This is a genomic window from Marinobacter sp. L-46, assembly GCF_056859535.1.
The window spans coordinates 11286-33229 of the sequence record NZ_JBSXOP010000083.1; the positions used below are offsets into that span (position 1 = coordinate 11286).

The 21944-nt window shown below is 60.8% G+C and carries 11 protein-coding genes; 4 read left to right on the forward strand and 7 right to left on the reverse strand.

Going from position 1 to position 21944, the window contains the following annotated elements; genetic code table 11:
* Positions 1–25 precede the first annotated feature (25 nt).
* Entirely contained in the window at positions 26–2440 is a 2415-nt protein-coding gene (gene gyrB, locus AC13DJ_RS14605) for a DNA topoisomerase (ATP-hydrolyzing) subunit B (RefSeq protein WP_474539772.1), read from the forward strand.
* 93 nt (positions 2441–2533) lie between these two features.
* Here the strand turns inward: gyrB and AC13DJ_RS14610 are convergent, their stop codons facing one another.
* The gene (locus tag AC13DJ_RS14610) at positions 2534–3301 is read right to left on the reverse strand and encodes a VC0807 family protein (RefSeq protein ID WP_199457680.1); all 768 of its coding nucleotides are present in this window, start codon (positions 3299–3301) and stop codon (positions 2534–2536) included.
* A 108-nt stretch (positions 3302–3409) separates the two neighbouring features.
* On the opposite strand from AC13DJ_RS14610, the gene AC13DJ_RS14615 reads away from it, so the two are divergent.
* Positions 3410–5206 (forward strand): ABCB family ABC transporter ATP-binding protein/permease, encoded by a 1797-nt coding sequence (locus tag AC13DJ_RS14615; protein ID WP_482932881.1) that lies wholly within the window; start codon positions 3410–3412, stop codon positions 5204–5206.
* Positions 5207–5356: 150 nt separating this feature from the next.
* On the opposite strand, the gene recD is transcribed toward AC13DJ_RS14615, so the two are convergent.
* The 5 genes from recD to AC13DJ_RS14640 form a co-directional block, all read right to left on the reverse strand.
* Positions 5357–7609, reverse strand: coding sequence for an exodeoxyribonuclease V subunit alpha (recD, locus tag AC13DJ_RS14620; protein WP_482932882.1), 2253 nt, complete (start codon positions 7607–7609; stop codon positions 5357–5359).
* A complete protein-coding gene (recB, locus tag AC13DJ_RS14625; protein ID WP_482932883.1) occupies positions 7606–11331 on the reverse strand; it encodes an exodeoxyribonuclease V subunit beta in 3726 nt (1241 codons plus the stop codon). Before recB ends, recD begins: the two co-directional genes overlap by 4 nt.
* Positions 11328–14933 (reverse strand): exodeoxyribonuclease V subunit gamma, encoded by a 3606-nt coding sequence (recC, locus tag AC13DJ_RS14630; protein WP_482932884.1) that lies wholly within the window; start codon positions 14931–14933, stop codon positions 11328–11330. Before recC ends, recB begins: the two co-directional genes overlap by 4 nt.
* Positions 14934–15068: 135 nt before the next feature.
* Positions 15069–15284, reverse strand: coding sequence for a hypothetical protein (locus AC13DJ_RS14635; RefSeq protein ID WP_158011860.1), 216 nt, complete (start codon positions 15282–15284; stop codon positions 15069–15071).
* 20 nt (positions 15285–15304) lie between these two features.
* A complete protein-coding gene (locus tag AC13DJ_RS14640; protein ID WP_014420008.1) occupies positions 15305–15778 on the reverse strand; it encodes a hypothetical protein in 474 nt (157 codons plus the stop codon).
* 102 nt (positions 15779–15880) lie between these two features.
* Here AC13DJ_RS14640 and AC13DJ_RS14645 point away from each other — a divergent pair, with 102 nt between their 5' ends.
* The gene (locus AC13DJ_RS14645; protein WP_482932885.1) at positions 15881–17599 is read left to right on the forward strand and encodes a VRR-NUC domain-containing protein; all 1719 of its coding nucleotides are present in this window, start codon (positions 15881–15883) and stop codon (positions 17597–17599) included.
* On the forward strand, positions 17596–19851 hold the full coding sequence (locus AC13DJ_RS14650) for a helicase C-terminal domain-containing protein (protein WP_482932886.1): 2256 nt from the start codon (positions 17596–17598) through the stop codon (positions 19849–19851). Before AC13DJ_RS14645 ends, AC13DJ_RS14650 begins: the two co-directional genes overlap by 4 nt.
* 16 nt (positions 19852–19867) lie before the next feature.
* On the opposite strand, the gene AC13DJ_RS14655 is transcribed toward AC13DJ_RS14650, so the two are convergent.
* Positions 19868–21775 carry a hypothetical protein gene (locus AC13DJ_RS14655; protein ID WP_482932887.1) on the reverse strand — a complete coding sequence of 636 codons (1908 nt, stop codon included), beginning with the start codon at positions 21773–21775 and terminating at the stop codon, positions 19868–19870.
* Between the last annotated feature and the right edge of the window lie 169 nt (positions 21776–21944).

Sequence of the window (21944 nt, forward strand, 5' to 3'; positions counted from 1 at the left end):
GGGAATCACCTCAGGAGTCTCGTTAATGAGTGAATCGAACTACAATTCCTCCAGCATCAAAGTCCTCAAGGGACTGGATGCGGTGCGCAAGCGCCCGGGTATGTACATCGGCGATACCGACGATGGCACCGGCCTGCACCACATGGTCTTTGAATTGGTGGATAACTCCATCGACGAGGCTCTGGCGGGTTACTGCTCTGAAATCGGCGTGATCATCCACCCCGATGAGTCCATCACGGTCAAGGATAATGGCCGTGGTATCCCTGTGGATATCCATGAAGAAGAAGGTGTATCCGCCGCCGAAGTTATCATGACGGTGCTGCACGCCGGCGGTAAGTTCGACGACAACTCCTACAAGGTTTCCGGTGGTTTGCACGGTGTGGGTGTGTCAGTGGTTAACGCCCTGTCCTCTACCCTGACCCTGACCATCCGCCGTGATGCCAAGGTCTACGAGCAGACCTATACCCACGGTGTTCCCAACGCACCGCTGGCCGAAGTGGGCGACACCCAGGATTCCGGTACCAAGGTTCACTTTATTCCCTCACCGGAAACCTTCACCCACATCAAATTCCATTACGACATCCTGGCCAAGCGCCTGCGGGAATTGGCGTTCCTGAACAGTGGTGTGCGTATCCGCCTGACAGACGAGCGCAGCGGCAAGGAAGAGATTTTCGAGTACGAAGGCGGCTTGCGGGCCTTTGTTGAGCACCTGAACACCAACAAGACCCCGCTGAACCAGGTTTTCCACTTCACCCACGAACGTGAAGACGGAATTGCCGTGGAAGTGGCCATGCAGTGGAACGATGCCTTCCAGGAAAACATCTACTGCTTCACCAACAACATCCCCCAGCGGGATGGTGGTACGCACCTGGCCGGCTTCCGGGCGGCTCTGACCCGCTCCCTGAACAACTACATCGAGCAGGAAGGCCTGGGCAAGAAAGCCAAGGTGGCCACCTCCGGTGATGACGCCCGGGAAGGCCTGACAGCCATTGTCAGCGTGAAGGTGCCGGACCCGAAGTTCTCCTCCCAGACCAAGGACAAGCTCGTTTCATCCGAGGTGAAAACTGCGGTTGAGCAGGAGCTGTACCAGAAGTTTGCCGATTACCTGCAGGAAAAACCGAACGAAGCCAAGGTGATCGTCAACAAGATGATCGAAGCGGCCCGTGCCCGTGAAGCCGCCCGTAAAGCCCGGGATATGACCCGCCGCAAGGGTGCGCTGGATATCGCCGGCCTGCCCGGCAAGCTGGCCGACTGCCAGGAAAAAGACCCGGCCCTGTCTGAACTGTTCATAGTGGAGGGTGATTCTGCGGGTGGTAGTGCCAAGCAGGGTCGTGACCGGAAAACCCAGGCCATCCTGCCCCTGAAGGGTAAGATCCTGAACGTAGAGAAAGCTCGTTTCGACAAGATGCTGTCGTCTGCCGAAGTGGGCACGCTGATTACCGCCCTCGGTTGCGGTATCGGGCGGGAAGAATTCAACCCGGACAAACTGCGTTACCACTCCATCATTATCATGACGGACGCCGACGTAGACGGCTCCCACATTCGTACCCTGCTGCTGACCTTCCTGTTCCGGCAGATGCGTGAAATCATCGACCGTGGCCACGTGTTCATTGCCATGCCGCCCCTGTACAAGGTTAAGCGCGGCAAGCAGGAACAGTACCTGAAGGACGAGAAGGCGAAGGAAGCCTACCTGACCCAGACCGCCCTGGAAGGTGCCCAGCTGTACGTGAACCCAGAGGCCCCGGCCATCAAGGATTCCGCCCTGGAAACCATGGTGAAGGACTACCAGGCCGTTATGGCAATGATTGATCGCCTGTCCCGTGCCTACCCGGCCATGGTGCTGCAGCAGATGATCTACAACAGCACCCTGACACCGGAGCAGCTGAAGGACGAAGAAGCGGTCGCACGCTGGGTGGCACGCCTGGGTGAAGGCCTGGAGCTGGATACCAAGACCGGCACCAAGTACACCTTCTCCGTTACCCGGGACGAAGAGCGTGGCCTGTACCTGCCGAAAGTGACGATCTACGTGCACGGTATTCCCTACGAGCACGTGTTCAGCCACGATTTCTTCGAATCTGCCTCCTACAAGGCCATTGCCCGCCTTGGCGAAACCCTGGAAGGCCTGATCGAAGAGGGTGCCTACATCCAGCGAGGTGAGCGTAAGCAGGCTGTATTGTCGTTTGAGGGCGCCCTGGCGTGGTTGATGAAGGAAGCCTCGCGTGGCCTGAACATCCAGCGCTATAAGGGTCTGGGTGAAATGAACCCGGAACAGCTGTGGGAAACCACCATGGATCCGGAAACACGCCGGATGATGAAGGTCACCATCGAAGACGCCATTGCGGCAGACCAGATCTTCACCACCCTGATGGGCGACGATGTGGAACCGCGCCGCGAGTTTATCCAGACCAATGCACTGGAAGTAACCAACCTGGACGTCTGATTCCCGGGCGCTATCCAGGGCAAAAAAAACGGTGGCATCCGCAGGAAGCCACCGTTTTTTGTTATCAGTACCGAATGGATATTCCAGTTCGTACTATTTGGAAGACTGTGCCCGCTTCCGTTCCTTCTCTTTCTCTTTCTCCACGAGGTGCGGTGCCATCACCTCTTCCAGGGTATGGCCGGTAAGCCTGCGAATGGTGCGCCACAGATACCAGAAAATCAGCATCATCATCACCATGGAGGGAATGGCGATCATCGGGTAGCTGACCAGGGTCATCCGCCCCAGCTCCTCATTGAACGCCTGGGTGCCAGACGGGCTCACCACAATCCACTTCGCCAGCACGTAGTTCATGATAGACGAGAACAGAAAGGTTCCGGCAAAGAAGTAACTGGCCTTCATCAGCCGCTCTTCGAATTCATCCACACTGCCCCGCTCCTCCAATGAAGCATGGATTTTATCCACATCCAGAACATTGGGGTTATACAGCAGGGTGCGCACCAGCGGGTATTTGGTGCGGGTGGAGATAAGCACTGCCAGCCCGATCACCGCGGGTACCGCCGCTTCCTTGATAGCCAGCCAGCCGGCGTCCAGCTCCAGCAGGCCGATACCACCGGTCAGGCCCACACTGATCAGGCCCAGCAGGGCAATGAAGTTCTTCTTTTGGTACCGGATGAGTTCGAACAAGCCCCAGCCTAACGGGAAGGCCAGGCCGAGGATCAACGCATTAACACTGCCCAGGTGCTCATCGCCACTGAACTTCATCAGAATAACGGAGGGAATCACGATACTGACCAGCAAATCGATCCAGGGGCGCGGCTGGTGATCCGGCGTGGTCTTGGGCTGGGAATTATCCGAAGTCATGTAAATACCTGAGTCTGAAAATTTGGTGCTGTTCAGCACCCTGTGAATACCCACAGTATACGATGAATCTGGCACAATCTGCTCCTTACCAACCGAACAGGAATTCCCGTGCGCGCCTACGCTGATAACGACTACCCCGCCGACCACAAACCCGACTGGAAAGTGATTGCCGGGCTCTGGCCCTACCTGACCGAGTTCCGGGGCCGGGTAGCACTGGCGTTGTCTTTGCTGGTACTGGCCAAGCTGGCCACCGTAGCCACACCGGTCGCCCTGAAATACATCGTGGATTACCTGGACCAGAACCGCGGTGCCGACATGCTGCTGTGGATTCCGGTGGTCCTGGTGGTGGCCTACGGCTCCCTGCGCTTTGGCGCCACCCTGTTCAACGAGCTGAGGGATGCGGTGTTCGCCCGGGTGGCCGAGCGGGCTATGCGGCGGGTGTCATTGCGCATCTTTGAACACCTGCACCAGCGCGAGCTGGGCTTTCACCTGGACCGCAAAACCGGTGGCCTGGCCCGGGATATTGAGCGTGGCACCAATGGCATCAGCTTCCTGCTGCGCTTTACCCTGTTCAACATCGTGCCCACCATCCTGGAAATCCTGCTGGTGGCCGGTATTCTACTGGTGGTGTTCAACGTGGGTTACGTGCTGGCCATTCTGGTGGCGGTGGTGGTGTATGTGGTGTTCTCCATCAAGATCACCGAGTGGCGAACGAAGTTCGTGCGGGAAGCCAACGCCCGGGACAACCAGTCCAACTCCCGGGCCATCGACAGCCTCCTCAACTACGAAACCGTCAAATACTTCAACAACGAACGCTACGAAGCCGAACTGTACGACCAGGACCTGGACGACTGGGAAAAGGCCCGGCTGAAAAACCGCCTGTCCCTGGCCACCCTGAACGCCGGCCAGGCGCTGATCATCGGCGTGGCCTTGATTGTCATCATGGCCATGGCAGTGGGCGAAGTGGCCAGTGGCGAGATCACCCTGGGCGATTTCACCATGATCAACGCCTACCTGATCCAGCTGTTCATCCCCCTGAACGCCCTGGGCTTCGTCTACCGGGAAATCCGCCAGGCCCTGGTAAACGTGGAGCGCCTGTTCAAACTGCTTGGGGATAAACCCGCCATCCAGAACGCACCGGATGCCAAACCCCTGGCTGTGGATAACGGCGAGGTACGCTTCGAACACATTCACTTCGCCTACCGGCCGGACCGCCCCATCCTGCAGGATGTGAACTTCACCATACCTGCCGGCCATACCGTGGCCGTAGTAGGCGCCAGCGGCGCCGGCAAATCTACCCTCGCCCGGCTGTTGTTCCGCTTCTACGATGTGGATAAAGGTGCTATCCGGATTGATGGCCAGGATATCCGTGAAGTAACCCAGGACAGCCTGCGCTCGGCCATCGGTGTGGTTCCGCAGGACACCGTCCTGTTCAACGACACCCTGTACCGTAACCTCGCCTACGGTCGGCCCGAAGCGACCGAGGAAGAAGTCTACCGGGCCGCCCGCATGGCCCATCTGGAAGACTTTATCCACAGCCTGCCGGAAGGTTACGAAACTAAAGTGGGAGAGCGTGGCCTGAAGTTGTCCGGTGGCGAAAAGCAGCGGGTGGCGATTGCCCGGGTTATTCTGAAGAACCCGCCGTTATTGATTTTGGACGAGGCGACCTCTTCGTTGGATTCCCTTTCCGAACAGGCAATCCTCGGTGCTTTGAAGGAGGTTAGTCGTCAGCGTACCACTCTGGTAATTGCTCACCGGCTGTCTACCATTCGTGACGCCAATACCATTCTGGTGATGGACGGTGGCAGGATTGTGGAAAGTGGTAGTCACAATGAACTGTTAGCTGCCGGTGGTCACTACGCCCATCTGTGGGAGCAGCAGCACCGGAGTGAGGACAACTCCTAGCTGAGCCAGTGAGCGGAGGGCCTTGCCAAAACTGTGCGGAGCCATGGATGGCGGAGCTCAAGCGTCACAGGGATGTGCCGAAGGAGCGTGTTTTGGCAAGGCCCTCCGCTTACTGGCGACCCGGAGCCCTCAAAGACCGAATACCAGGGCCTAGTTATCCACAAGCCGAAGCGCCAGACCCGAAGCCCGCACCACCTGCTGCCCTACGCTATCCTTGAACACCTGCGCATCGCCGGTAATCAGGCTGAACCAGTTTTTCGCGCGGGTAATACCGGTGTATACCAGCTCTTTAGTAAGCACCGGGCTGAGGCGATCCGGTAGCACCAGACAGGTGTGGTTGAACTCCGAGCCCTGGGACTTATGCACAGTCATCGCGTACACGGTTTCCAGTTGCTGCAGACGGCTGGGGGAAATCCAGCGAATGCCGCCGGTGCTGTCGCCACTGGGGAACGCCACACGCAGGGTGTCTTTGGGCTCGCCACTGGCAGTTTTATCCCAGGGTACACTGAAGGTAATCCCGATATCCCCATTCATCAGGCCCAGATTGTAGTCGTTGCCGGTGACCAGTACCGGCCGGCCGGCGTACCAGCCGTCGGTTTTGTCGATCAGTTTCTCCGCCAGCAGCTTTTGGGCGATTTGCTGGTTTAAGCCTTCCACGCCCCAGGGGCCTTTCCGTAACGCACACAAAACCTGGAAATCGTTGAAGGCTTCCAGCACCTCTGCGGCGTGGGCATCCCAGGCTTCCCGGGGACTGTCCGCGGTTAAACCTGAGCTGTGGATAACTTCCAGATAATGACGATAGCCCACCGGCGGTGGCAGTGCTTTGCCATTCACCACCCGCCCCTGCCCGGCGTTGCGGAAGCTCTCCGGGGTGCCGGTGATGGCGTGGCGGCAGATCAGCTCAAGCGTCTGTTCCGGGTCGGGTCTCGGCGTGTCGCCGTTCAGCCAGATCACATCCTCGAACTCGGCGCCCCGGATCTGCCCCAATACACGGCTGGTGAGCGCGCTGGTGTTCACAGCTTCCGCCAGTTCGCGGATACCGCTGTCCTGCCCGAAACGATAGCTCTTGCGCAGCATGGCCACGGCCTGGTCCAAGGCTTGGCCTGAGTTATCCACAAGGCCGTCGGGTACCCGGGCGCCGGTGATGGCGGCCAGCCAGTTGGCGGTGTCCGGGGTGTAGTGGGCGTCGAAGGCGCGCTGGCACAGCTCGCCCAGCACCGCACCGGCATCCACCGAGGCCAGTTGGTCCTTGTCGCCCAGCAGGATCAGTTGAGCATTGGCGGGCAGTGCGTCGAACACCGAGGCCATCAGGTCCACATCCACCATGGAGGCTTCATCGATCACCAGGATATCCACCAGCAGCGGGTTGTCCTGGTTGTGGCGGAACTGCCGGGTGTTTGGCCGGCTGCCCAGTAACCGGTGCAATGTGGTGACCTTGGAGGGAATATCGTCCAGTTGCACGGAGCCGGGAAGGTCTGCCAGTGGCAGTTTGCTGACGGCGCCGCCAATGGATTCGTTCAGGCGGGCGGCGGCCTTGCCGGTGGGCGCGGCCAGGCGGATACGGTACTTGCGCCCGGCCCGTTCCGGGCTTTCTCCGGCTACGGCCTGCAGGGCAGCCAGCAGGTTAACGACAGTGGTGGTTTTGCCGGTACCCGGGCCGCCGGTAATCACCGCAAAGCGGTTGCGGGCCGCCAGGGCGCAGGCCAGTTTCTGGTAATCCACCGGTTCGGTGGACCGGAACAGCGCGCCCAGGGCTGTGGATAAGGTTTGCGCGGCCACTGATTGCAGGTCAGCCAGCGGCGATGGCAAGGCCAGCCGTTGCTGGATACCCTCGGCAATACGCTGTTCATAGCGCCAGAACCGGCGAAGATACAACCGGGTGCCGTTCAGTACCAGCGGTGTCGGCACGGAGCCATCACTGACTGCCAGCGAGCCTTGCAGGGCAGCGAGGCAATCGGCCAGTTGCACCCGGGCCAGCAGCTCCTGTGGATAAATCCCTTGCAGGTTGGCCACCTCGGATTCGGACAGACCGGCATGGGCCGGTTCTTCCGGCGGCAGTGCCAACGTATGGCCGGCATCGGCCAGTAGCGTGGCCAGGTCGATGCACACGTGGCCCCGGCCCACCTGATGGGAGGTCAGCGCCGCCAACAGCAGCACCAGAGGCTTCGGGCTTTCGCCCTGCTCTTCGCTGAGTTCCCGGATCAGCCGGGCAAAGCCGGTATCCAGCGGGCGAATCCAGCCGGCCTGTTGCCATTGCCCTAACAAAGCTTCGGTTTCGTTCAGGCTGGCCAATAGCTGTGAGTTATCCACAGGCTTGTGCGGTTCCGTTGCCGTTGTGTTCACCGGTGCGTCGTCTCCCAGATCCAGGGCAAACTGGCTTTCGGTGTGGCGGGTACGGCTCATGCGGCTACCTCCCCGGAGACTGGCTCGCCATCGAACACGGCATCCAGTTGTTCAATCAGCACTCTCGGGGGCTTATCGGTAAACGCGCCGCCACTGGCGGAATTCACCCCGCGCAGGAACAGGTACACCGCGCCGCCGATGTGCTGGTCGTAGTCGTAACCCGGCAGCCGGGCTTTCAGCAGCCGGTGCAGGGCCAGCAGGTAGAGCACGTATTGCAGGTCGTAGCGCTTGTCCAGGATCGCCTGGCCCATGGCCTGGTCGGTGTAGGCGGCGTCGTCCTCGCCCAAAGCATTGGATTTGTAGTCCAGCACGTAATACTGCCCCTTGTGTTCAAACACCAGGTCGATAAAGCCCTTGAGCATGCCGTTGAAGCGGTAGGTTTCGGCCCGGGGCCGGTCCGCGCCGTTCAGGGTGTGACGGGTGACCAGCGCATCCAGTTGTCGGATGCTGACGTTGCGGCTTTCAAACCAGAACTCCAGCTCCGGGCGCAGGTTGCCCAGCTCTGCCAGGCTGGCGCTTTGCTGCCCGTCCCGGTCCAGTTTCAGCGGTTTCCGGATCAACGCCAGCAGCCACTGCTGCAGGGGTTCCACCCAGTCGCCCCAGCCCCGGGTGCCACAACGGCGGGTGAGCTGTTCGTGCAGCAGCTCGGAGTTATCCACAACCCGCTGGAAGCCCTGGGCTGTGCACCATTCCAGTAATTCGTGCAGGAAGGTGCCGGGGCCGGCGCCTTTGGGGAAGTGGTGATGGTTCCGTACGCTGGGCATGGCCGGGGCTTCTTCGGCTGGTTCCTGGGCGCTTTCTTCCAGCAGGTTCTGGGTCTGGGCGTCTTCCACCTCGCCGGTGAAGGTAATACCGGTGCCGGCCATGCCGGTGTATTCGATGCTGGAGTAACTGGCAATCCACCAGTCTTCCTTCGCTTCCCGGCTGGAGACCAGCGCCGGCCCCAGGGCTTCCGGGGCGGTTTCGGTGAATACCGTGCTTTCGGCTTCCGGCAGCGGGGTCATCCGGATTTCCGGGCGACCCTGGGCCAGGGTTGTCAGCGCCTGGCTGATGCCCTGCTCCGGTGATCCGGCCAGCACGTATCCCAAACCGCTCTGATGCCAGTTATCCACAGCCGCAGCGCCCACCCAGGTGGCAAACCGGGCCCGGGTCAGGGCCACGTAGAGTTTGCGGATGTCCTCGCCCAGGCGTTCCTGGTCGGCTTGTTCGATGTCTTCCGGTGTGGGGTCGAACACCGTTACCAGCTTGCCGGTGTCGTCGTGGTAGCGAACATACGCCTGCTTCTGGTTCTCTGCCCGGAAGGCGGTGCCGAAGGGCAGGAACACCAGCGGGTATTCCAGGCCCTTGGATTTGTGCACGGTAATTACCTTTACCAGCCCGGCGTCGCTTTCCAGGCGCAGGGTGCGGTGTTCGTCCTCTTCATCCGCTGCCCGCAGGATCTGGGTGAAGTGGTGCACCAGCGCGTGTTCGCCGTCCAGTTGCAGGCTGTCCTGCTGCAACAGTTCGGCAATGTGCAGGATGTCAGTCAGCCTTCGCTCACCGTCGGGGCGTTGCAGCAAAAGGCCGGGCACTTCGAAGTCCATCAAAAAGCTGCGCAGCATGGGCAGCACGCCCTGGCTTTGCCATTGTTGCTGGTAGCCCTGAAAGCGCTCGATTTCCCGTTCCAGCACCAGCTCGTCGGTCAGCAGCAAGTCCAGCGTCTGCCAGCTCTGGCCCAGGGTCGGTGTGGCCAGCGCGGCACGGATAAACGCCAGTTGCCGGGGCTCGGCGAAGGCCCGCAGCCAGCACAACACTTCCTTGGCTTCCTGGGAGGTCAGCACCGAATCCCGGTCGGACAGGTACACGCTCTTGATGCGCCGGCGCCCGAGGGCATCCCGCACTGCGGCCGCCTCGTTGCGGTTGTTCACCAGCACGGCGATGTCTTTGGGGGCCACTGGCTCCAGGTCCGCCGGGTTATCCGGCAGGGCAAAGCCGGCCTGTCCGGCCTGACCCAGAGTCAGCAGCCGGGCAATTTCACTGGCGCAGGTTTCGGCCACCTCGGTGGTGGCGGTGCCCTTGGCCAGCCCCTTCGGATTGCCTTCCTTGTCGGTTTCACCGGATTCGTGGGTCCAGAACACCAGGCTGGGCTGGATGTCACCCTGCACCGCCCACAGGCGCCTGGTGCCGTTGGCATCCACGCCCTGGAACGGCAGCGGCGTGCTGTCGCCCTTGCCGAACAGGAAGGCGCCTTTGTCGCTGTGCTGGTCGCTGTGTTCAAACACCCGGTTGACGGCGCTCACCATGGTTTCGGCGGAGCGGAAGTTCTTGCCCAGGGTGTAGGTGCGGGCCTGCACACCCAGACGGGCCTGCAGGTAGGTGTAGATATCGGCACCCCGGAAGCCGTAAATGGCCTGTTTCGGATCACCGATCATCAGCAGGCAGGTGTCCGGGCTGTTGGCATCCACGTTATAGACCCGGTTGAAAATGCGGTACTGCACCGGGTCGGTGTCCTGGAATTCGTCAATCAGCGCCACCGGGAACTGCCGGCGGATGGTGGCCGCCAGCTGGTCGCCCCGGGGGCCGTGCAGGGCGTCGTCCAGGCGGGTGAGCAGGTCATCAAAGCCCATTTCCGATCGCTGCTGCTTTTCCGCTTCCAGCCGGCTGGCAATCCAGTGGCTGGCGTGTCGCAGGATGTCAGACTTGGCGCTGGGCTGGTTCTGGCCGAATGCCATCAAGGCTTCGATGGCGTCGAAGGCCGGGTGATGGGGGCCGGGCTCCTCCCCTTTCAGGATGTTATCCAGGCCTTCGGGGGTCTGGTTCTTGTAACCGGCGGCGCTGTCCAGTTTCTCCGGCAGCAGTTCGTCGGAATCGGCCCAGTCCAGCAGGTTGTCCCAGACCTTGATCATGGCGTTCTTGCTGCCGCCGTGCAGGCGCTTGGCTTGGTGCAGGTCGGTCAACAGATCGGTGACTTCCTGCTGCCACTGGGCCCAGGGGTGCGCTTTCAACTCATTGGCCCGTGCCAGCCGCTCGCTGACCACCTGGTTGATGGCCTGGTGCACGTTCTCTGGCGGTGTGCCCAGGGCGTCCGGATCGTCGATCAGGTTGCGTACCGCCTTGCGCAGGTCGGTGGGGGTTTTCCAGTGGCTGAGGGCTTCGTCCATCAGGGCCGGCGGCAGCGGATAGACAAAGGTACGCCAGTAATCCCGGGCCACGTCTTCCAGCAGTTCGCTCTGGTCGGTGGCCAGGGTGAGTTTGAACAGGCTGCCGCTGTCGAAGGCGTGTTCGCTGAGCATGCGGTTACACCAGCCGTGGATGGTGGACACCGCGGCTTCGTCCATCCACTCGGCGGCCAGCAGCAGTTTCTTGCGGCAGTCGGGCCAGCTGGCCGGGTCCGGATAGCTGTTATCCCGCAGCTTGTGGATAAGTGCGGTTTCCGGGGTCGGTTCCAGGCTGTCAGCGGCGTCGGAAAACACCTCGGCAGCTTGGGTCAGCCGGGTGCGGATGCGATCCCGCAGCTCCTTGGTGGCGGCGTCGGTAAAGGTCACCACCAGCAGGTTCGGCGGCAGCAGGTTCTGCAGCGGGCTGTCTTCTGCCTGGCCATGGCCCAGCACCAGGCGCACATACAGGATGGCGATGGTAAAGGTTTTACCGGTGCCGGCACTGGCCTCGATCAGCGCGCTGCCGTTCAGGGGCAACGCCAGCGGGTCCAGGTTCGGGTTGCGGTTAGGGGTTGTCTGATTCATGCCTGCTCCTCCTGGTAACCCACCTGCTCGGCCGCCGATTTGCCCTGCTCCGCTTCCCACAAGGGCACGTAAAGCTGGTGCAGCAAGGCTTCGAACTCGCCGCTGGCCATCAGTATCTCGGGGCTTTCAAAGGCACCGCGCAGGTAGCCGGCGTCTCGCTCCAGTGCCGTGGTGTAGGCCTGCTCTGCCTCACTGATGGCCCGCTCGTGGTCGCCCACGTGTTTCTTGCCGCCATAGAAACTGGTGATCCAGGCAAAGCCGGCTTCGCAGTGAATGGGCAGTGCCCGGGTGGTGGCGTCCATCCAGCTTCTGAGAATGGCTTCGAAGTGTTTTCGTGCCTGTTCGGGTGCCATCACCGGGAAGTGGAACTTGCGGCCTTCTTCCTTACCCAGAATCAGGGTTTCAAAGGGCTGGCCGCTGAGTTGCCCGGCCAGGTGGATCAGCCAGTCCCGCAGCAGGTTGGCGTAGCGCACTTTCTTGCCATTGCCTGAACTGCTCAGAAGGCCGGAGCTGGCGATGACCAGCCGGCACACTTGCCCTTGTGGATTACAGCGCAGGTTGTCGATCAGGTCCGCCACTTCCGCCGAGCCGAGGTCACTCGTATGGCGAAACTCGAAGGGTAAAGGCTCCGCCATCACTTCCGGCCATTCCGCCAGGGCGCCCCGATAGCGTTCGAACAGGTCCGGCAGCCGGCCGGCCAGTTCCGTGCGCAGACGGTGTTCGGTGACCCCCATGCCCAGGTCGCCGCGCCGGGCCATGCGGTCCAGGCTGGTTGCAAGACGTTCGTGCAGTTCTTCCTCGCTGTCGGCTTTCAGCACGCTGTTCTGAATCAGTTCGTTATCCAGGCGCCAGCGGTCCAGGCCGTTCAGGTCGAAGTTTTCGTTGTCGGTATCCTCGTCTTCCACGTCTTCAAAGCGCACCTGCAGCCGGCGCTGGTAGAAGTTGTCGATGGGCTTTTTCAGAAAGTTTGCCAGATCGTTCAGGCTGATGGGTTCTTCCGGAGCCTGGTATGGCAGGGCTTCCCGGCTCTGCTCAGAGTTATCCACAGCGTGGGCGCTGCGCCATTCCCGTTCGTAGGTGAACAATCCACGGGCCTGCAGCACCTCGGCCAGCGGCCTGGGCCGGGCCTCTTCGCCTTCGCCCAGGCCATTGGCTTTCGGGAAGTAGTCCCGGCTGAAGGGTTGTAATGGGTGTTGGGTGGTCAGGGCTTTGGTCACCGCAAGTTCCGGTTGTCCTGCCACAGACCACAGGCTGTCCAGGTGATCCTGCAACTGGCCGATCAAGACCGAGGGTGGCCGCTCGGAATCGTCCTTGATGCTGCGCCCTACCCAGCTGATGTACAGCTGCTCCCGGGCGGATAGGAGGGCTTCGAGGAACAGGTAACGGTCGTCTTCCCGGCGGGAACGGTCGCCCGGGCGATAGTCCTGGGCCATCAGGTCGAAATCCACGGGCGGCCGGGAGCGGGGGTAGTCGCCGTCGTTCATGCCCAGCAGGCACACCTTGCGGAACGGAATGGCGCGCATCGGCATCAGGGTGGCGAAGTTCACCTTGCCGGCGAGGAATCGCTGGTTCAGGCCGCCTTCGTCCAGGCCCTGCAGCAGCACATCCTTGACGATGTTCAGAGGCAGCGGCTGGTGATCAAGGCCTGCGGCGAGGGCATCTTCCAGCCATTGCTCCAACTGGCGGCGGAAGCGGTTCAGCAACAGCAGGTCCTGGCCTTCCACCTTGTGGAAAAACTGCTCCAGCATGGCGGAGAACAGGGCTTCCCATTCACCGGGCGTGCGGGTGGCTTGCAGGGCCTGCCACAGGGTTTCCAGCTGGTGTACGAACTCGCCCAGGCGCCCGGCCAGGCTGGCTTGCAGGCCGCCGATTTCGCCATAGGGCTCTACCCCGCCCCAGGGTTCGTCATCGCCCATGCCGTAGCCGAGCAGCATGGACCGAAGGCCAGACTGCCAGGTGTTGCGATCCAGCTCCGCCGGCAGGTCCAGGCTTTGCCGGTGCTCGCCATGTAGGCCCCAGCGAATGTTGGCGCCTTCCACCCAGCGCCGGGCCAGGGGAATCTCGTCTTCACTGATATCAAAGCGGTCGCGAATGCCGGGCACTTCCAGCAGGCTGATAATTTCGCTCACGCCAAAGCGGCTGCGGGGCAGCGACATCAGGGTTTCCAGGGCTATCAGCACCGGTTCGTGGTGGCGCTGGCCCTGGTCGGAAATGGTGAACGGAATGTGGCGTTTGCGGCCCGGCGAATAGCGGCCAAATACGGCCTGGATGTGCGGCGCATACACATTAATATCAGGCACCATCACAATCACATCCCGGGGCCGCAGCGTGGGGTTGGCATTGAACGCGGCCAGCAGTTGGTCGTGCAGGATTTCCACCTCCCGCTGGGGGCCGTGGGCGTCGTGGAACACCACGGAATGGTCCCGGGCCAGATCCACCGTGCGGTGCTGCTGGCGGATTTCCTGCAATGGGGTCAGGTTGTGGATATCGTTCTGCAACTGGTGCAGCAGGCAGGGGTTATCCACATCGCCATGGTCGGTGAAGATGTCGATCTTCTGCCCTGGGGTCTGAAAACTGCTGCGGTAATCGTCCGGATTGTCGAACTCATCCAGCAGGCGGATGTAGTCCCGGCCCTGTTTTCCCCAGGCCGCCAGCAACGGGTTGGCATGCTGGTGCAGCTGGTCCGGGTCCTCAATTTGCGACAACACCGGGTGTGCGGCGCCCCGCTTGCGTTCGGCTTTCAGCAGCTCCCGGTCGCTGATGATGTCGGCCCAGTAAAACTGGCAGGGGTTGTGCACGCACAGCACCACCTGGCTAAAGCGGCTCAATACGTATAAAGCTTCCAGCGCCTGCCGGGGCAATGACGACACCCCGAACACCACAATGCGTTTGGGCAGGCGCCCCGGATTGGCCGGCTCGCTGATGCGCTGGCCCTGCTCCATAAAGCGGGTGTGAATTTGCGAGCGGCTGGTGTGGGCCTCGCTGCCCACGTCTTCTACCAGCTTGCGCCAGAGTAACGGCTGCCAGAGGGTTTCCGCATCCAGGGCCTTTTCCTCACCCCGGGCGGTGATCACCACGTCCTTGCCCTGCTCCCAGGCCGCCAGCCAGTCGGCGCGGAACACCTGGTACTGGTCGAACAGGTCGGCTACTTTTTCGGCCAGCTGGAAGTTGCGCAGGTCGGTATCGCTGCCGTCCAGAAACCGTGCCAATGGCGTGAACGCTTCATCCTGCCCCACCAGCTCCGGCAACAACCGGTACAGCCGCCACACCAGCCGGCGCTTGTCGAAGGGAGACTGCTCCGGCACTTCGCCGTCCGGCAACACCGCCCGGTAGGCCTGCCAGATAAAGCGCGCGGGAAACAGGAAATCCATGCCGGCGGCAATGCCCAGGCCTCCGTCCAAGCCACCCCCCACGCCTTCATTAGTGCGCTTCTCCGCCAGCGCCAGCTTCAGCCACTGGGCAATGCCGTTACTCTGCACCAGAAAGGTCTCGCTCTGCAGCGGCGGCATGGGGTTCTGCCGGCAGATATAGACCACGGCACGGCGCAGGTCTTCCAGGTGGTTGGCGTGGATGGCGTGAAAGCCGGGTTCAATGGCGGCCATGGGTGTCCTTAGCTGCGGAATTCGCTGGAATGGATGGCAAACAGCTTACCTTAAGCGCTCCCGGATTCGCAGAGGGTGCGCCAGGTTGCAGAACAAAGGATACCTGTGACTTGCGACAAAGAAGGTCGCGTTCGGTCAACGCACCAGGTCGAGGAGCATTTGCCGCACCCGGGCCCTCGATTCCGCATCGAGGCAGGTCAGGTCTTCCACGTGCAGCTGGTGGCTTTGCAAAAGCCGGCACAGGGAGTCGGCGGAAATCGAGATGGCGACCTGAGCGGAATCCGTCGCACCGGGCCAGTTCACCGGATTGTAGTGATGCTGCCGGGATAGATCGGGGTGTAAGAGAGCCATTCCCATAGAGCCTCCCGTCCTCAGTTGATTGCGTTTTCGGCGAGGGTGGCCGGGTATTGAGCCACCGGGAATACCGGCCAGTTCAGGTATTCGCTGAAGAAATCAGCCTGGCGAGTGGTGTCCAGAAGCACGGCAATGCAATCATCGGTGCTGCAGCAGCCGCTGGCGCTGTTAACACAGGGCTCGGCCAGCTGCAGGTTTTCGACTGCCGTGAACAGCACATAATCCGCCGCATTGTGCTCGCCCCGGTCCCGTAGGGCACGGCACACCAGAATGGCGGCCAGCGTCAGTTCCACATGCATGCAGTCCGGGTGCTCCGCCCGCGCCAGGCAGGCCAGGTCAAAGGCGCTGCCGGTGGCGGCAATCATCTTTTCGGCATCCTGGTTCTCGCAGAAGGTGAAGGCGTATTCCATCCAGAACAGCCATAACTCGTTCTGTTCATTGAGAGAAAGGCGGGAGAAGATCTGGCGATGGCGTGGGCAGAGAAATTTCATGGCGTCCTCCTTGTCGTGATGCAAATGATAATAGTTATCATTAGAGGGGTTGGCAAGGCGTGTGATGATTAATTTTTGTGCATGGATTACAGTTCCAGCCCTATGACGACAGAAACCACGGGCCAGCGCCCGCAAACAGCAAACCTTGAAGACCCCCTGTACTATTTGAGCAACATGGACACCATTGTGTCCTGGGTGGCCGATCATCACTCAGATTTGCTGACCGATCGGGAGCGAAACCGGCTGGCGGCGTTTGCCAACCTGGCGACCGGGCCAAGGGCCTTGCTCACGCGGATGGTGATGCGTACCGGTGAGCTTTTCCGGGCCGACAAGCTGCTCTATCCGGAGCTGCCGGTGCCGGAGGCCGAAGCGCTCAAGTTATTGGTGCAGGAGGGCTGGCTGGATAACTCGCCGGAGCTGAGCCTGGATGATCTGTTCCGGCTGTTTACCCTGGCTGAACTAAGGCCGGTCTTTGGCGGTTGGCTGCACCAACAGGGCCACCCGAAAACGCTGGGAAAAGCTCAGATGCGGGAGTTGCTGGCGGAAGCGTTCAGTGAACTAAAGCCCCTGCAGCACTGGCTGGCAGAGGCAGTCGGTGAACAGGCCCCGGAAGTGGTCCAGCTCCAGGACATGGCCCTGTTCGACCGCATCCGCCTGATGTTTTTCGGCAACCTGCGCCAGAGCTGGACCGACTTTGTGCTGGTGGAACTGGGCGTGCAGCAGTTCGAGCCGGTGCCCTTCACCCCGGAATCCCGCGCCTTTCAGCGCCGGGCAGAAGTGGATTGTTACCTGCAGATGCACCAGTGCCGGGAACGGCTCGATACCGGCGAACCGGCGGCGGACGTCTGGCCCGATGTCCCCGGGCCTGTGGATAACCCCTGGCTCACCAGCCGCCGGGACCGATTGTTGCTGGAACTGGGCCGGCAGGCGGAGCGCCAGGGTGAACGGGAACTGGCACTCGAGGTCTGGGAAAACAGCGGACACCGGGAAGCGCGGCTGAAACAGCTTCGCTTACTGGAACGGATGAAGCGTTTTCAGGAGGCCTGGGGCATTGCCTGTCAGTGGCGAACCAGTGACCTGAGCGACGCCGAAGCCCAGGGCCTGGGTCGCCTGCTGAAGCGGCTGGCGCCCAAGGTGGGGGCCGACAAACCCGAGCCTGTGGATAACCTCCCACTGCGGGAATTCACCCTCACCCTGCCCAGGCCAGACACCGGCACCGTGGAGCTGGCGGCGGTTCAGCACCTGAGCACCGAGCAAGCCCCGGTGTTCTATGTGGAAAACACCCTGATCAATGCCCTGTTCGGCCTGCTGTGCTGGCCGGTGATCTTCAAACCCATCCCCGGCGCCTTCTTCCATCCGTTCCATATCGGCCCAGCGGACCTGACCCGGGAAGACTTTGTCGCCCGACGCGCGCAGGCCTTTGAGGAGCGCTTTGGCCTGCTGAAAACCCATGCCTATAAACAGCACATTCGCGACACCTTTCAGGCCAAACAGGGCATCGCCAGTCCCTTCGTATTCTGGCCGGTACTGGATGAAGCCCTGCTGGAACTGGCGCTGCACTGCATTCCCGCCCACCACCTGGATGCCCTGTTCCGCCGGCTGCTTCACAACATCAAGGAACATCGCAGCGGCTTCCCGGACCTGATCCGGCTGGTGCCGGATGCCGAGCAACCTGAACAGCGTTATGAAATGATCGAAGTAAAAGGCCCCGGCGACCGGTTGCAGGACCACCAGGTTCGCTGGTTACACTTTTTCGCCCGGCAAGGCATCCCGGCCAGCGTCTGCTATGTGCGCTGGGATGGCGATGAGGCGAGCGTGTGAAAGTCGCGGTCCGTACCCTCTGTGAATTCGCGGCCCGCCACGGCGACCTGGACTTCCGCTATACCCCGGCGCCCACCAGCGAAGAGGGCATTGCCGGCCATCAGGCAATCCAGTCAAAGCGTGGCTACGGCTATAAAAGCGAGTATTCACTTACCGGTAACTGCATGGGGCTGAAGCTTTCAGGCCGGGCTGACGGCTATAACCCGCACAAGAACCGGCTGGAAGAAATCAAAACCCACCGGGGCGATGTGTCCCGTATCCGCCCTCACCAACGGGCTTTGCACCGGGCCCAGTTACGGGCCTATGGCGCCCTGCTGTGCCGGCAGGAAAATCGCAAAAGCGTAGAGCTGGCCCTGGTGTATTACGACACCGGTCGGGACAAGGAAACGGTACTTACCGAAACCGCCAAAGCCGACGAGCTCTGGCAGGAACTCGAAACTCTGTGTGGCCGCTACCAAGCCTGGGCCGAGCAGGAAGAACACCATCGAGAGCAGCGCGACGCCCTGCTGGCCACCCTGACCTTTCCGTTCCCGGACTTTCGCCCCCGGCAGCGGCAACTGGCGGAAACGGTGTACAAGAACTCCGTCAAAGCCGGCACCCTGCTGCTGGAAGCTCCCACCGGCCTGGGTAAAACCCTGGGCACGCTGTTCCCGGCCCTGATGGCCATGCCTGCCGCAAAGCAGGACCGGCTGTTCTACCTCACCTGCCGCAACACCGCCCGGCAGCTGGCGCTGGATGCTGTGGATAAGTTGCGAGCCGCCCAGCATGAGCTGCAGCCCTGGCCGCTGCGTACCCTGGAACTGGTGTCGAAAGACGACGCCTGTGAACACCCGGACAAAGCCTGCCACGGCGAATCCTGCCCTTTGGCGAAAGGCTTTTTCGACCGCCTGCCGGACGCCCGGGCCGAGGCGGTACAGAGCAAAGGGCCGTTAAATCAGCAGAATTTGGCGAAAATCGCCGCAGGGCATGACATTTGCCCCTACTTCCTCGCCCAGGAAATGGCCCGCTGGAGCGACCTGGTGATCGGTGATGTGAATCGAATGTTCGACCAGTCCGCCCTGCTGCACGGCCTGATCCGCCAGAACAACTGGCAAGCCAGCGTGCTGGTGGACGAAGCCCACAACCTGGTGGACCGGGCCCGGGGCATGTATTCGGTGCAGCTGGAACAGCAGCGGCTGTTAAAGCTGAAGAAGATTGCCCCGAAACCGGTAAAAGCAGCACTGGACCGCACCGCCCGGGCCTGGCAGGCGCTGATCCGGGATCACGGTGAACAGGCCCAGCCGGTGTTCCTGGCGACTCTGCCACCGCAATTACTGGGTGCACTGCAGGCCATGGTTTCTGTGATCACCGATTATCTGGCCGACAACCCGCCGGATCTGGCCTTGCAGGAAGTGATGTTCGAAAGCGTGGCCTTTATGAAACTGGCGGACAGCTTCGGCGACCACTCCCTGTGCGAATTTCAGCGCAGCGGCCGTGGCCGGGCCCGCCTGACCATCCAGAACCTGATCCCGGCGGATTTCCTCACTGAACGCTTCAAGGCCGCGCACTCGGTACTGCTGTTCTCCGCCACCCTCAGCCCCGGCGTCTATTACCGGGACCTGCTGGGCCTGCCGGAAGACGCCCGCTTCACCTCCCTGTCCAGCCCGTTCAGTGCTGAACAATTGCAGGTGCAGTTCACCCCCGGCATCAGCACCCGGCAGGTGCACCGGGAGAGCTCGCTGCAACCCATCGCCAAACTGATCGCCCGGCAATACCGGGAACGGCCGGGCCATTACCTGGCGTTCTTCAGCAGCTTTAAATACGCGAAGGAAGTGAGTGACACGCTGGCGCAGCAAGCACCGGATATTCCCCAACGCGCCCAGCAGCCGGGCATGAGCCCGGAGCAACGCCGGCAGTTCCTGGCGGAGTTCCAGAAGCCTGAAGGCTCAGTAGCCTTCGCGGTACTCGGTGGCGTGTTCAGTGAAGGCATCGACCTGCCCGGCGACCAGCTCATCGGCGCCTTCGTGGCTACCCTCGGCCTGCCACCGTTCGATGCCTGGCATGAAATCCTCAAAGGCCGGCTGCAACAGCGATTCGGGGAAGGCTACAACTACACCTACCTGATTCCCGGCCTGCAGAAGGTGGCCCAGGCCGCCGGCCGGGTGATCCGCACCCCGGACGACCGGGGCGTGATCTGGTTGATTGACGACCGTTTCCTTAAGCCGCCGGTAAAACGACTGCTACCGGGGTGGTGGTTTGCAGGTTCCGGCTAACTCCGGCCGGGCAGCATTAGTCGTTATCCCCTTCCCAGCGAGCAATTTTCTCACGCTCGGCATTCGGGCTTACCATCTCAGAGTCCAGCGCAGGTTGCTGGGGAAGCACCAGGCCTTGCGCTGTCATATCGCCAGTGCGGCGGGCTTCCTGTTCCTGACGAATATAGTCAAGACGCTGCTCCCTGTCTGACCGTTTTTCGTTCTGAATTTCTTCATTCCGCTGGCGGAACTGTTGCTCCAGATCGCCCATAACGCTTTCCATAAACCCATCGCAGGGGCTCATTGATAACACATAGCGTGGCTGTTCAAGATTGTATTGACCAGATACCGCAAAAGTGGAGCTTACTGTGTCTGCCGCCAAAGCAAAGTACGTTGCATCAAAGGTAAAAACATCCTGCTCGCTGGAAGCGCTGTGGCGGTCTGCCCCGCGAAAATGAGTGGCCCGCATGACGGTACCCTCGCAATGAAAATCAAAAATCCTGGAGCGGAAGAAAATCTCGGCCCAGAACATATGACAGATTCTGTCCAGCGTACGGCCAAAGCCCATCAGCAAAAGACCCGCAAGCAAAGTGGCTGCGGTCGCACCAACCGGCACTAATAGCTGACTGACCACGGTTTCAATACCCGCACTTTGGCTGACCAGCTGACGCCATGTATCGATATGGGGCAAGACGCTTTGTGCTCCCAGCCAGAATAGGACGGCACCCAACAGCATCAGGATCTGGGCTAATACCGTGCCGCCGATCCGCGAGTAGCGCATAACAACGGATTCAGGCATATCCTCGACTACGGGCTGAATTTCGGTAATCAAGTCGCCATTAAATTGCTCGTTATCCCGGTTAGCCTGGCCGGTGTCGTTTTCATCCAGGTACATGCGATTCGGAAGTTCCTGCTCCCGTTTTCCCATCAAAACCAGATCTCTCAGCGTGGTGAAAATTTGTCTTGGGTGCAGGTCGTAGCGCCAGCTGTTGTTTTTCTCCGAGCTACTGGTTTTGATCTCAACCATCCGAATACGCGCCCGAATCATCAACACGGCAATGGCGGCAAGAATGGCTGCACAAACCAGCGTCAGCGTGAGCAGAGTTCCGGTGTAAAAGACCGGCTCGAGAACGGGCAACAATTCAACAAATTCGGCGCGGTTTCCGGGGCTCAGCTCGGACCAGAGCGCAATCCAGCCTTGCGCAACTAATACCGGAACCACGATCGCGCCAATAACCACCAGAGCAAGCCCGCCACTGGAGTAGGTGTTCAGTTTGGTCATGTTTTGGCGAGTGAGTGGATTACCCAGCTTTACCCAAATCAAGCCGAGATAAACCAGCAACACAACCTGAAACACCAACGACACCACAACGCTGCCCGCTTCGCCGCCGGCAGTGCCGGAGAACACCATCATCACCACCAGGGAGGCGATCAGGAAGGCGCATAGCGCGATAAGGCTGCGCGTGATTTTCATCACCAGCGTTTTGGCCATGTTCCGGATAGGCCAGGGCGTTACGATCAGCCCCGGAAATACCGAATGCACGGCGCGGGCAAACCACCCCTGGGGTTCAGTAAAGGTCGGGTTACTTTTGCTCATCAGCATGTTGTGTATGCTGCGTGCTGTGTAGAGCGTTGGTTCTTTTTCCTGAACCGCTTCCCGGGCGACGTTGCCGGTCAGCGAGGCGGGGGCTGCCCGGCCCACGAAAAAACGCATAACCTGAAACAGCCCGACACCCAGAGCTTTGAAACCACCAATCACAAATAAACCACCAATCACCAGATTCACCCAGGCCTGGGTTTTATCCGTCGAGAGCAATGGCTGGATCTGCAACAGGAGATAAACGCCGATCGCCGTCAGCACAAGACCTCGAACAGACCGGACAAGCCCTTCGAACCGGAACGGGTTCCGGATGTTGAGTTTCTGGGTACCGTATTCAAACGCCATTCGTTAGTTCCTTAACGTGGTTCCTTGGTATTTTCCGGCAAGTCTATCGCAAACCCTGCTTGGCGAGGTGAATTTGCAGGTTCGTTTTACATTCTTTTGCTACGCAGAATTTAACGACTGGAGGTTCCGTTCAGGTTGGTTCGGAATAACTCTTGGCCCCGGTCGGCGA

Bases quoted from the DNA above. Each gene is read 5' to 3' on its own strand.
- recD (WP_482932882.1), bottom strand. From the start codon at position 7,609: ATGAGCCGTACCCGCCACACCGAAAGCCAGTTTGCCCTGGATCTGGGA.
- AC13DJ_RS14635 (WP_158011860.1), bottom strand. From the start codon at position 15,284: ATGGCTCTCTTACACCCCGATCTATCCCGGCAGCATCACTACAATCCG.
- gyrB (WP_474539772.1), top strand. From the start codon at position 26: ATGAGTGAATCGAACTACAATTCCTCCAGCATCAAAGTCCTCAAGGGA.
- recC (WP_482932884.1), bottom strand. From the start codon at position 14,933: ATGGCCGCCATTGAACCCGGCTTTCACGCCATCCACGCCAACCACCTG.
- AC13DJ_RS14640 (WP_014420008.1), bottom strand. From the start codon at position 15,778: ATGAAATTTCTCTGCCCACGCCATCGCCAGATCTTCTCCCGCCTTTCT.
- AC13DJ_RS14645 (WP_482932885.1), top strand. From the start codon at position 15,881: ATGACGACAGAAACCACGGGCCAGCGCCCGCAAACAGCAAACCTTGAA.
- recB (WP_482932883.1), bottom strand. From the start codon at position 11,331: ATGAATCAGACAACCCCTAACCGCAACCCGAACCTGGACCCGCTGGCG.
- AC13DJ_RS14655 (WP_482932887.1), bottom strand. From the start codon at position 21,775: ATGGCGTTTGAATACGGTACCCAGAAACTCAACATCCGGAACCCGTTC.
- AC13DJ_RS14610 (WP_199457680.1), bottom strand. From the start codon at position 3,301: ATGACTTCGGATAATTCCCAGCCCAAGACCACGCCGGATCACCAGCCG.